This window comes from Microbacterium pratiae (genome assembly GCF_047302165.1).
Classification (GTDB): Bacteria; Actinomycetota; Actinomycetes; order Actinomycetales; family Microbacteriaceae; genus Microbacterium.
The window spans coordinates 1,909,652-1,921,465 of record NZ_CP154843.1 but is presented as its reverse complement, the minus strand read 5'-3'; the positions used below and the strand labels follow the sequence as shown (position 1 = coordinate 1,921,465).

12 protein-coding genes are annotated in these 11,814 nt (G+C 68.4%); 3 read left to right on the top strand and 9 right to left on the bottom strand.

Features of this window, described 5'->3' with window-relative positions:
- The first annotated feature begins 10 nt into the window (after positions 1-10).
- Genes zwf through pgl form a run of 3 tightly spaced genes read left to right on the top strand, consistent with a single transcriptional unit; the run spans position 11 to position 3,271 of the window.
- The gene (gene zwf, locus AA0Y20_RS09000; protein ID WP_412938856.1) at positions 11-1,558 is read left to right on the top strand and encodes a glucose-6-phosphate dehydrogenase; all 1,548 of its coding nucleotides are present in this window, start codon (positions 11-13) and stop codon (positions 1,556-1,558) included.
- Entirely contained in the window at positions 1,555-2,496 is a 942-nt protein-coding gene (locus AA0Y20_RS08995; protein WP_412938854.1) for a glucose-6-phosphate dehydrogenase assembly protein OpcA, read from the top strand. The genes zwf and AA0Y20_RS08995 overlap by 4 nt, the downstream gene beginning before the upstream one ends.
- A gap of 1 nt (position 2,497) precedes the next feature.
- A complete protein-coding gene (gene pgl, locus AA0Y20_RS08990) occupies positions 2,498-3,271 on the top strand; it encodes a 6-phosphogluconolactonase (protein ID WP_412938852.1) in 774 nt (257 codons plus the stop codon).
- Between the two features lie 79 nt (positions 3,272-3,350).
- On the opposite strand, the gene AA0Y20_RS08985 is transcribed toward pgl, so the two are convergent.
- The 9 genes from AA0Y20_RS08985 to uvrC form a co-directional block, all read right to left on the bottom strand.
- On the bottom strand, positions 3,351-3,707 hold the full coding sequence (locus tag AA0Y20_RS08985) for an RNA polymerase-binding protein RbpA (protein WP_412938850.1): 357 nt from the start codon (positions 3,705-3,707) through the stop codon (positions 3,351-3,353).
- Positions 3,707-3,955: a preprotein translocase subunit SecG gene (gene secG / locus AA0Y20_RS08980; protein WP_091500670.1), complete on the bottom strand. Its 249-nt coding sequence runs from the start codon at positions 3,953-3,955 to the stop codon at positions 3,707-3,709. Before secG ends, AA0Y20_RS08985 begins: the two co-directional genes overlap by 1 nt.
- A 114-nt stretch (positions 3,956-4,069) precedes the next feature.
- On the bottom strand, positions 4,070-4,858 hold the full coding sequence (gene tpiA / locus AA0Y20_RS08975; RefSeq protein ID WP_412938849.1) for a triose-phosphate isomerase: 789 nt from the start codon (positions 4,856-4,858) through the stop codon (positions 4,070-4,072).
- On the bottom strand, positions 4,849-6,063 hold the full coding sequence (locus tag AA0Y20_RS08970) for a phosphoglycerate kinase (protein WP_412938848.1): 1,215 nt from the start codon (positions 6,061-6,063) through the stop codon (positions 4,849-4,851). Before AA0Y20_RS08970 ends, tpiA begins: the two co-directional genes overlap by 10 nt.
- 5 nt (positions 6,064-6,068) lie before the next feature.
- Complete coding sequence (gene gap / locus AA0Y20_RS08965) at positions 6,069-7,073, bottom strand: type I glyceraldehyde-3-phosphate dehydrogenase (RefSeq protein ID WP_412938847.1); 1,005 nt, start codon at positions 7,071-7,073, stop codon at positions 6,069-6,071.
- Between the two features lie 137 nt (positions 7,074-7,210).
- A complete protein-coding gene (locus tag AA0Y20_RS08960; RefSeq protein WP_412938845.1) occupies positions 7,211-7,831 on the bottom strand; it encodes a superoxide dismutase in 621 nt (206 codons plus the stop codon).
- Between the two features lie 156 nt (positions 7,832-7,987).
- Positions 7,988-8,965, bottom strand: a complete 978-nt coding sequence (gene whiA / locus AA0Y20_RS08955; RefSeq protein WP_412938844.1) for a DNA-binding protein WhiA — start codon at positions 8,963-8,965, stop codon at positions 7,988-7,990.
- Between the two features lie 40 nt (positions 8,966-9,005).
- Positions 9,006-9,881 carry an RNase adapter RapZ gene (gene rapZ / locus AA0Y20_RS08950; RefSeq protein ID WP_412938842.1) on the bottom strand — a complete coding sequence of 292 codons (876 nt, stop codon included), beginning with the start codon at positions 9,879-9,881 and terminating at the stop codon, positions 9,006-9,008.
- A gap of 33 nt (positions 9,882-9,914) precedes the next feature.
- Positions 9,915-11,813 carry an excinuclease ABC subunit UvrC gene (gene uvrC, locus AA0Y20_RS08945; protein WP_412938841.1) on the bottom strand — a complete coding sequence of 633 codons (1,899 nt, stop codon included), beginning with the start codon at positions 11,811-11,813 and terminating at the stop codon, positions 9,915-9,917.
- Position 11,814 lies beyond the last annotated feature (1 nt).

The window sequence follows — 11,814 nt, the reverse complement described above, 5'->3', positions numbered from 1 at the left end:
GACCCCTCCCATGACCGTGGAGATCTCGCGCGCCCACAACCCCCTGCGCGATCCCGATGACCGCCGAATGAACCGCATCGCGGGGCCGAGCGCCCTCGTGATCTTCGGTGTCACCGGCGACCTGTCGCGTAAGAAGCTCATGCCCGCCGTGTACGACCTCGCCAATCGCGGGCTCCTCCCCCCGGGCTTCGCCCTGGTCGGGTTCGCTCGACGCGACTGGGAGGACCAGGACTTCGCCGAGGTCGTGCATTCTGCGGTGAAGCAGTACGCTCGTACGCCGTTCCGAGAGGAGACGTGGAAGCAGCTCCTGCAGGGCATCCGCTTCGTCTCGGGTGAGTTCGGCGATGCCGACGCGTTCAGCCGACTGCGCGAGACCGTCGAGAAGCTCGACGTCGACCGCGGGACGATGGGCAACCACGCGTTCTACCTGTCGATCCCTCCCAAGGACTTCCCGATCGTCGCGAAGCAGCTGAAGGACTCGGGCCTCGTCGACGAGCACGCCGACGCGGACACGTGGCGTCGTGTGGTCATCGAGAAGCCGTTCGGCAGCGACCTGAAGACCGCTCGCGAGCTGAACGCGGCGCTCGAAGTGGCGTTCCCGGCGGACTCGATCTTCCGGATCGACCACTACCTCGGCAAAGAGACGGTGCAGAACATCCTCGCGCTTCGCTTCGCGAACGAGATGTTCGAGCCGATCTGGAACGCGAACTACGTCGACCACGTCCAGATCACGATGGCCGAGGACATCGGCGTCGGTGGACGTGCCGGCTATTACGACGGCATCGGCGCGGCGCGCGACGTCATCCAGAACCACCTGCTCCAGCTTCTTGCGCTGACGGCGATGGAAGAGCCCATCTCGATGGAGGCGAACCACCTCCGTGCCGAGAAGGAGAAGGTCCTCGCGGCGGTCCAGCTGCCTGATGACCTGTCGACGGCGACCGCGCGCGGTCAGTACGCCGGCGGCTGGCAGGGCGGCGAGGAGGTGACCGGCTTCCTCGCGGAGGACGGCATGAACCCCGAGTCGACGACCGAGACCTACGCGGCCATCAAGGTCGACATCGCCACACGTCGGTGGGCCGGTGTGCCGTTCTACCTGCGGACGGGCAAGCGCCTCGGGCGTCGCGTCACCGAGATCGCCGTCGTCTTCAAGCGGGCACCGCAGCACCTGTTCCTGCGCAACCAGACGACCGAGCTCGGTCAGAACGCCCTCGTGATCCGCGTGCAGCCCGATGAGGGCGTCACGATCCGGTTCGGGTCGAAGGTCCCGGGCGCGGCCACCGAGGTTCGCGACGTCACGATGGACTTCGGCTACGGCCACGCGTTCACCGAGTCGAGCCCCGAAGCGTACGAGCGCCTCATCCTCGATGTCCTCCTGGGCGACCCGCCGCTGTTCCCCCGTCACGAGGAGGTCGAGCTGTCGTGGCGGATCCTCGACCCGGTGGAAGAGTTCTGGGCCGAGCAGGGCGGCCCGCTCGAGCAGTACGCCCCCGGCTCGTGGGGCCCCACTTCCGCAGATGAACTACTGGCCCGCGACGGCCGCGTCTGGAGGCGTCCATGATCGTCGATCTGCCCGACACCACGGTGTCGAAGATCGCCCGCGAACTCGTCAACGTGCGCGAGGAGGGCGGCGCCGTCGCCCTCGGACGCGTGCTGACGCTCGTCATCGCGACCTCGCACGGACTCGAAGAGGACGCCATCGAGGCGGCGAACGACGCTTCGCGCGAGCACCCCATGCGCGTCATCGTGCTGATCACCAACCCCGAGGGCGAGTCGAAGCTCGACGCGCAGATCCGGGTCGGCGGCGATGCGGGTGCGAGCGAGGTCGTCGTCCTGCGTGCCAGCGGCGGCGCGGCGAGCAACGACGAGGCCCTCATCACGGGTCTCCTGCTTCCGGATGCCCCCGTCGTGGCGTGGTGGCCCGATCACCCGCCGGCAGAGCCGTCGCAGTCCCCCATCGGACGCATCGCGCAGCGACGCATCACGGATGCCGCCACCCTCCCCTACGACAGCGGACGTCTCGCGGCGCTCGGAGCCGGCTACGCGCCCGGTGACACCGACCTCGCCTGGACCCGTCTGACGCACTGGCGCGAGCAGCTCGCCGCTGTGCTGGACCAGCCGCCCTACGACCCCGTGACCGCGGTCGAGGTCGTCGGAAGCGGCAGCTCGCCCTCCACGGGCCTGCTCGCAGCCTGGCTGTGTCTGATGCTCGACGTCCCTGTCCAGTGGCAGTACGCCCCCCGCGAGGAGTGGGAGCACGGCATCCGCAGCGTGCGCCTCGTGCGCCCGAGCGGTGACGTCCTGCTCGAGCGCACGTCGACGGTCGATGCGACCTTGACCCAGCCGGGCCAGCCTTCGCACGACCTCGTCCTCCCCCGGCGTACGCTCCGCGAGTGCCTCGCCGAGGAGCTGCGGCGCCTCGGGCCCGACGTCCTGTACGGCCGAGTCATCACCGACGGCTGGGCGCAGCTCCACCGATCGCCGGCGGGAGACGCCTGAGATGCCCACCGCTGAGAAGCGCGTCGTCATCAGTCCCGACGTCGACACCCTGACGGACTCCATCGCGTCGCGTTTCCTCAACCGCGTATCCACGTGGGGCGCGGATGGCCGGACCGTGAACGTCGGCCTCGCCGGCGGCGGCATCATCGGCGATGTGCTCGAGCGACTGGGGTCGCACCCGGAGCGCGACAGCGTCGACTGGTCACGCGTGCACTTCTGGTGGGTCGACGAACGGTTCGTTCCCCGTGACAGCGATGATCGGAACGAGGCGGTCGCGCGTCGGGCATTCCTCGACGCGATCGCCGTGCCCGCCGAGAACGTGCATCCGATCGCTGCGTCGGACGAGGTATCGGATGCCGAGACCGCGGCGACGGCCTACGCGGCAGAGCTCGCGGCTGCGGGGTCGGACGAGACGGCCTGGCCCGTCTTCGACATCTGCTTCCTCGGTGTCGGGCCCGACGGACACATCGCCTCGCTGTTCCCGGACCGCGGCGAGATCCGCATCACCGACAGCGCGGTCTCCGCCGTCCACGACTCGCCGAAGCCGCCGTCCGACCGTGTCACCCTCACACGACCGGTGATCAACGCGTCAAAGCGCGTGTGGATGGTGCTGGCCGGTCCCGACAAGTCCGCCGCCCTGGGCCTCGCTCTCGCGGGCGCCAGCTATCACAGCGTGCCGGCCGCCGGTGCGAAGGGCACCCGTCGCACCATCCTTTTCACCGACGAAGCGACCGCCGCCCAGGTGCCGCCGGAGCTCATCGACGACCAGTACTGACGCCGGCTGTCGGCCAGACGAACGAAGAGAGCGGATGCCGTGGCATCCGCTCTCTTCGTGTATCGCGACGAATGTCGCGTCAGTTCAGCCCGCGCCGCTCACGAAGCTGCTGCAGCGCCTCATCGAGGAGCTGCTCGGCCTCTTCGTCCGTGCGGCGTTCCTTCACGTAGGCGAGGTGGGTCTTGTAGGGCTCCGTCTTGGCGACGGCGGGCGGGTTGGCCTTGTCGCGACCGGCCGGAAGTCCGGAGTGGGGCGAGTCGATGGTCTCGGGGATCTCCTCGTCGGCGATGCCCGCCGCGAAGTAGCGAACGGTCTCGTTGCCGAGGGCGTCCCAGTACGAGATCGCGACGCGATCCGCGTGGTGACCGTGGTCCTGCTCCCCCATGGGGCCGGCACCAACGCGGGTGCCTCGGATGGCGTTTCCTCCGGTGGCCATCAGATCACCGTGAACTTCGTGATGAGGCCCAGCGCGACGATGGAGAGGAACCAGGCGAGCGCGAGCACGATCGTGAACCGGTTGAGGTTGCGCTCAGCGAGGCCCGATGAGCCCATCGCGGAACTCATCCCGCCACCGAACATGTCGGACAGGCCGCCGCCACGCCCCTTGTGGAGCAGGATGAGCAACGTCAGGAGCAGGCTGGTGATGCCCAGAAGCACCTGCAGCACGAACTCGAGGATCTGCACGGTGGTCGTCACCTTTCCGGCGATCATTCCGATCGCACGAGGATCAAGTATATCCAGCAGCCGCGCGGATACGCGTGCGGCCCGACGACCGGTGGGTCGCCGGGCCGCACGACGTCACACGCCGACGTGCTTCTGGTAGCGGATGATCGCGGCGAACTCGTCTGCAACGAGGCTCGCGCCTCCGACGAGAGCACCGTCGACATCGGGCTCGCGCATGAAGCCGGCGATGTTCGTCGACTTCACCGACCCGCCGTAGAGGATGCGGGTGCGCGCGGCAGCGTCAGCGCCGAGCACCGAGCCGACGACCTCGCGGAGCTTCGCGCACACGTCCTGCGCCTGCTGCGGCGTCGCGGCCTGACCCGAGCCGATGGCCCAGACCGGCTCGTACGCCACGACGATGTCCGCATCCGCCGCCACGCCCGCGAGAGCGGTCTCGAGCTGCGCCACCGGCACCGCCGATGCGCCGTGCTTCTCGAGATCCTCAGCGGTCTCGCCCACGCAGATGACGGGAGCGAGTCCGTGACGCAGAGCCGCCTGAACCTTGGCGGCGACCACGTCGTCGGTCTCGTCGTGGTACTCACGACGCTCCGAGTGACCGATGATCACGTACCGGCAGTCGAGCTGCTTGAGGAACGCACCCGAGATCTCACCGGTGTAGGCACCGGAGTCCTTCGTCGAGAGGTCCTGAGCGCCGAGCGCGAACGCGATCTTGTCGGCGTCGAGCAGGGTCTGCACCGTACGCAGGTCGGTGAACGGGGGGAACACCGCCACCTCGACCGAGTCGTCCTCGTGCTTGGCATCCTTCAGCGTCCAGTGCAGCTTCTGCACGAACGCGACCGCCTGCAGGTGGTCGAGGTTCATCTTCCAGTTGCCCGCGATGAGGGGCATACGGTTCATGCCCATCCGAGCACCTCCAGACCGGGCAGCTTCTTGCCCTCCAGGAACTCCAGCGACGCTCCGCCGCCGGTCGAGATGTGTCCGAATGCATCGTCGGCGAAGCCGAGCTGACGTACCGCGGCGGCCGAGTCGCCGCCGCCGACGACGGACAGCCCGTCGACCTCGGTGAGGGCCTGAGCGACGGTGCGCGTTCCCGCGGCGAACGCCGGCATCTCGAACACGCCCATCGGGCCGTTCCAGAACACCGTGCGGGAGCTGCGGATGGCGTCGGCGAAGAGCTCCGCCGTCTTCGGGCCGATGTCGAGCCCCATGCCGTCGGCACCGAAAGCGGTGTCCTCCAGCGCGTCGGCCGGGGCCACCACATGGTCGGCGTCCGCGGCGAACCCGGAAGCCATCACCGCGTCGACGGGGAGCACGAGCTCGACGCCGCGCTCCTTGGCCGTGGCGATGTAGCCCTTCACCGTCTCGAGCTGGTCGCTCTCGAGAAGGCTCTTGCCGACCTTGTGTCCGAGGGCAGCGAGGAACGTGAACAGCATCCCACCGCCGACGAGGATCTTGTCGGCGCGCGGCAGCAGGTGCTCGATGACACCCAGCTTGTCGCTCACCTTCGACCCGCCGAGCACGACCGCGTAGGGACGCTCCGGGTTCTCGGTGAGGCGGTCGAGCACGTCGACCTCCTTCTCGATGAGGAAACCGGCGGCGGAGGGCAGGATCTGCGCGAGCTCGTAGACCGACGCCTGCTTGCGGTGCACGACACCGAAGCCGTCGGAGACGAGCACATCACCGAGAGCAGCGAGCTGCTTCGCGAACGCACGGCGCTCGGTCTCGTCCTTCGCGGTCTCTCCCGCGTTGAATCGGAGGTTCTCGATCACCGCGACGTCGCCGTCGCCCAGCGAGGCGACGACCTGCTGAGCCGACTCGCCCACGGTGTCGCCGGCGAAGGCGACGGGCTTGCCGAGGAGCTCGGACAGCCGCTGCGCGACGGGCTCGAGCGAGTACTTCGGATCGGGGGAACCGTCGGGACGGCCCAGGTGCGAGCACGCGATGACGCGCGCTCCCTGACCGATGAGGTGGTCGATGGTGGGCAATGCCGCACGCACACGGCCATCGTCCGTGATGACTCCGTCCTTCAGGGGGACGTTGAAGTCAACACGGACGATGACGCGCTTTCCTGCGAGCGGGCCCAGCGAATCGAGGGTTCGCAGAGCCATGGTCGTCAGAGCTTGCTGGCGACGAGCTCGGTGAGGTCGACGAGGCGGTTGGAGTAGCCCCACTCGTTGTCGTACCAGCCGACGACCTTGACCTGGTTGCCGATGACGCGGGTCAGGCCGGCGTCGAAGATGCAGGAGTGGTCGTCGGTGACGATGTCGCTCGAGACGATCTCGTCCTCGGTGTACTTCAGGATGCCCTTGAGCGGACCCTCGGCAGCAGCCTTGTACGCAGCCTTGATCTCCTCGACGGTGACCTCGCGCTCGAGCTCGACCGTGAGGTCGGTCGCCGAACCGGTGGGAACCGGCACGCGGAGGGCGAAGCCGTCCAGCTTGCCCTTCAGCTCGGGGAGGACCAGGCCGATGGCCTTCGCCGCACCGGTCGAGGTGGGGACGATGTTGAGGGCGGCGGCGCGGGCGCGACGGAGGTCGCTGTGCGGGCCGTCCTGGAGGTTCTGGTCAGCGGTGTATGCGTGGACCGTCGTCATGAGGCCCTTGACGATGCCGAACTCGTCGTTCAGGACCTTGGCCAGGGGCGCGAGGCAGTTCGTGGTGCACGACGCGTTCGAGATGATGTTGTGGTTCTCGGGGTCGTACTGGTCCTCGTTGGCGCCGATGACGAAGGTGCCGTCCTCACCCGAGGCGGGTGCCGAGATGAGGACCTTCTTCGCACCGCCGGCGATGTGCTTGCCGGCGTCGGCGGCCTTGGTGAAGCGACCGGTCGACTCGATGACGATGTCGACGCCCAGCTCGCCCCAGGGCAGGTTGGCGGGGTCGCGCTCTTCGAAGACCTTGATGGTCTTGCCGCCGACCGTGATCGAGTCCTCCGAGTACGTGACCTCGGCGTCCAGGCGACCCAGGATCGAGTCGTACTTGAGCAGGTGGGCGAGAGTCTTGTTGTCGGTGAGGTCGTTCACCGCCACGATCTCGAGGTCCGCGCCCTGAGCGAGGGCGGCGCGGAGGTAGTTGCGTCCGATGCGGCCGAAGCCGTTGATGCCGATCTTGACAGACACGATGTCTCCCGTTTCTTGTCGCGCCGGAAAAGCCCGTGCTGGCTGACCGAAACGCGATCTGATGAAAAAGAAGAGGATGCCGGGTTCGGCTCCCGTTGCCGGGAGGAGCCCGGCATCCTCACCTGTTTATGACCCTACTACGCGAGCAGGCCGGCCGTCTTCTCCCGAGCCGTCACAAAGCGCTCGGCGACGTTCTGCCAGTTGGCGATGTTCCACGCCGCCTTGACGTAGTCCGCCTTGACGTTGAGGTAGTCGAGGTAGAAGGCGTGCTCCCACATGTCGAGCTGGAAGATCGGGACGGTTCCCTGTGCCGTGTTCGACTGCTGGTCGAACAGCTGCTGGATGATCAGCTGCGCGCCGATCGGGTCCCAGCTGAGCACGGCCCAGCCCGATCCCTGGATGCCGGTGGCGGCTGCCGTGAAGTGGGCCTGGAACTTGTCGAAACCGCCGAAGAACTCGTCGATCGCCGCGCGGAGCTCGCCCTCGGGCTCGCCGCCGCCCTCGGGCGAGAGGTTGGTCCAGAAGATGGAGTGGTTGACGTGTCCGCCGAGGTTGAACGCGAGGTCCTTCTCGAGCTTGTTGACGTTCGCGAGGTTGCCGGTCTCGCGGGCCTCCGCGAGCTGCTCGAGAGCGGTGTTGGCGCCGGTCACGTACGCCTGGTGGTGCTTGGAGTGATGAAGCTCCATGATCTTGCCGCTGATGTGCGGCTCGAGAGCCGCGTAATCGTAGGGGAGCTCGGGAAGGGTGTACTTCGTCATTCTCTATCTCCTGTCAGCACCGCGCAGCGCGCGGCTCGTGCTGTCGAAGGCGCGCGACCGCACGCCTCGTGGACGTTTCTCATCCTATTGAGAGGCAACGCGTCGCACACCCGGTTGCTTCCCGTTCGAGACGCGGTGTAACGCCGGAGCGGTCGCTCAGTCGGAGAGACCGGCCGGCACCGCAGACTCGGTGTCGGGAAGCCCTTCGGCGGCGGCCTTCTTGTCGGCCATCGCGAGGAGGCGTCGGATGCGGCCGGCGACGGCGTCCTTCGTGAGCGGCGGGTCGGCGTGGTGTCCAAGCTCGTCGAGGCTCGCGTCGCGGTGAGCGAGGCGGAGATCGCCCGCCTGCTTGAGGTGATCGGGCACCTCGTCCCCCAGGATCTCGAGGGCACGTTCGACGCGCGCGCAGGCCGCGACAGCCGCCTGAGCGGAGCGACGCAGGTTCGCGTCGTCGAAGTTGACGAGACGGTTGACGCCGGCGCGTACCTCCCGGCGCTGCCGCATCTGGTCCCAGGTGTCGGCGGTACGGGTCGCGCCCATCTCCGCGAGGGTCTGGCGAATCGCCTCGCCGTCACGGACGACGACGCGCGGGATGCCGCGGACTTCGCGCGCCTTCGCGGCGATGCCCAGCCGGTGAGCGGCGCCGACGAGAGCCATCGCCGCCTCCGGCGACGGGCACGAGATCTCCAGAGCGGCGGACCGGCCGGGATCCGACAGCGACCCGGCGGCGAGGAACGCCCCGCGCCACAGCGCGGCCAGGTCGGGACGTGACCCGGTGGTCAGTCGATTGGGAAGACCGCGCACCGGGCGTCGACGCTGGTCGAGGAGACCGGTCTGACGCGCCAGGGTCTCGCCGCCGTCACGGACGCGCACGGCGAAGGTCGCCCCGTCTCGTCCGCCCGAGGCCTGAATGCGCGCCAGCTCGGGCCGCACGCCGTAGATCTCGACGAGCTCGCGTGCCACGCGGCGCGCGAGGATCTCCGAGTCGACCTCGGCCTCGACGGCCACACGGCCCGCGATGGAGTGCAGACCGCCCGCAAAGCGCAGGATCGCGGTCACCTCGGCCACCCGGGCGGCGGGTCGAGGGTCGCGCATCGCAGCCAACTCGGTCTTGACGTCAGCGGTCAGCGGCACGGCGCTCCTTCGGCAGGGGTTCGGGGGACGAAGGAACAGCCTACTCGCGACCGAGGTCGCGATGCTTGAGTCGCACCGCCACACCCGGGAGTCCGGACAACCGCTGGGCGAGCTCGCGCGCCGTCACGACGGAGCGGTGCTTGCCGCCGGTGCATCCGACGGCGATCACCGAATGACGCTTGTTCTCGTCCTGATAACCGCGCAGAACCGGCGTGAGCGCCGCGGCGTAGGCGTCGATGAACTCGCGCGCGTTCTCGTGCGAGAGCACCTCCTCGCGCACCGCGTCGTCCTCGCCCGTGAGGGCTTTGAGGTCGGGGTTCCAGAACGGATTCGGAAGGAAGCGCATGTCGGCGACGAGGTCCGCATCGGGCGGCAGCCCGTACTTGAAACCGAAGCTCATGACCGTGACCGTGTGCCGCGCCGCGCCGTCGTCGGCGAAGAGGTCGGCGATGTACGTCGCGAGCTGATGGATGTTGTCGCGAGAGGTGTCGACGATCACGTCGGCGCTCTCACGGATCGGTGCGAGTCGTTCACGTTCGCGACGGATGCCGTCGACGAGGGTGCCGTCGCCCTGCAGCGGATGCGGGCGCCGCACCGATTCGAACCGTCGCACGAGCACCTCGTCGGCCGCGTCGAGGAAGAGGATCCGAAGCGCGCGGCCGTGTCGCAACGCCCGCGTGATGTCGGGCAGCGCGGCGAACAGCTCACCTCCCCGCACATCGACGACGGCCGCGACGCGGGGCAGCGCGTTGCCCGCCAGCTCGCTGAGCTCGAGGAGCGGGCGCAGCATCTGCGGCGGCAGGTTGTCGACCACGTACCAGCCGAGGTCTTCGAGGGCGTTGGCGGCCGTCGTGCGACCGGCCCCGGACATACCCGTGACGATGAGAATCTCGCCCGCCGGAACCTCGTCGGTCACCGTCACCACCCCTGTCGTTCGCCGGTGCCCAGCCTATCCGTCTGCGAGGTGCCGATGGATCGCCTCGGCCAGCCGCGGCCCGATGCCCGGCAGCTCCTGGATCTCCTCCGGAGTGGCCTGCTTGAGCTTCGAGACGGACCCGAAATGGCGCAGCAGCGCCTTGATGCGCGCCGCCCCCAGGCCGGGCACCTCGGAGAGCACGGAGGTGATGTCGCGCTTGCGGCGCTTGCGCTGATGGACGATCGCGAAGCGATGCGCCTCGTCTCGGAGGCGCTGCAGAAGGTAGAGCGATTCGGACGTGCGGGGAAGGATGACGGGGTACTCCTCCCCCGGCAACCAGATCTCCTCGAGACGCTTGGCGATGCCGCAGAGCGCGATCTCGGTGTGACCGGCATCCGCGAGCGCCCGGGCCGCGGCCTCGACCTGCGGCTTGCCGCCGTCGACGACGAGCAGCTGGGGCCGGTAGGCGAAACGCGGGCGCTTGCGCGCCGTGACGACCTCGCCGTCGGCGGTGGCGTCGGGAACGGGCTCGTCCTCCTCGTCGGGACGGTCGAGGTAGGCGAGCCGGCGCGTGAGCACCTGGTACATCGAGTCGGTGTCGTCCGTCGTCTCGTTGACGCCGAAGATGCGGTACTGGTCCTTGCGTGGCAGCCCGTCCTCGAACACGACGAGCGAGGCGACGACGTTGGTTCCGGACAGGTGGGACACGTCGTAGCACTCGATGCGCAGCGGCGCCTCGTCCAGACCGAGCGCCTCCTGCAGGTCGGTCAGAGCCTGGCTGCGAGCGACGTAGTCGCTCGTACGGCGGGTCTTGTGGAGCATCAGCGCCTGCTGAGCGTTGATGCTCGCGGTCTTCATGAGATCGGCCTTGCGCCCGCGCTGCGCGACCTGGATCGTCACGCGCTTGCCGCGTCGGGTCTGGAGCCACTGCTCGAGCTCCCCCGCGTCCCCCGGGAGCGTCGGGACGAACACGTTGCGCGGGATGTCGCCTGCTGCGGCATCCCCGTACGTCCGCTGGAGCACCTGATCGACCAGGTCGGCGCCCGAGATGTCGATCTCCTTCTCGATGGTCGTCGCGCGAACACCGCGGATGCGACCGCCGCGCACCACGAAGTGCTGGACAGCGGCCGCGAGCTCGTCCTCGGCGATGCCGAAGAGGTCGGCGTCCATGTCGTCCTCGAGCACGAGCGCGCTCTTGTTCAGGACGGCATCGATCGCCTGCAGCTTGTCGCGATAGACGGCCGCGGATTCGTAGTCCATCGCCGCGGCGGACTCGCGCATCCGAGTCGTGAGCTCGCGGGCGAAACGCTGGTCGCCGCCCGACATGAAGGCGACGAAATCGTCGACCATCGCGCGGTGCTCCTCGATCGTGACCTTCATCGAGCACGGCCCGCCGCAGCGGCCGATCTGACCCGGGAAGCAGGGGCGTCCCGAAGCCATGGCCTTTTTGTACGACGAATCGCTGCACGTCCGGATCGGGAACACCTTGATCATCAGGTCGATGGTCTCGTGCACCGCCCAGACCTTGGGGTAGGGACCGAAGTACTTGGCGCCGGGAATCCGCCGATTGCGCGTCACGATCACCCGCGGCGCCTCATCGGCGAGGGTGATCGCCATGAAGGGGTAGGACTTGTCGTCGCGATAGCGGACGTTGAACGGCGGATCGAACTCCTTGATCCACATGTACTCCAGCTGGAGCGAGTCGACGTCGGTCGCCACCACCGTCCACTCGACGGATGCCGCTGTCGTGACCATCCGGCGCGTGCGCTCGTGGAGGGTGTGGAGCGGGGCGAAGTAGTTCGACAGGCGCGCCCGCAGGTTCTTCGCCTTACCGACGTACAGCACCCGCCCGTCCGCGTCGCGGAAGCGGTAGACGCCCGGATCGGTCGGGATCTCGCCCGCTTTGGGTCGGTAGGGAAGGACGTTCGCCACG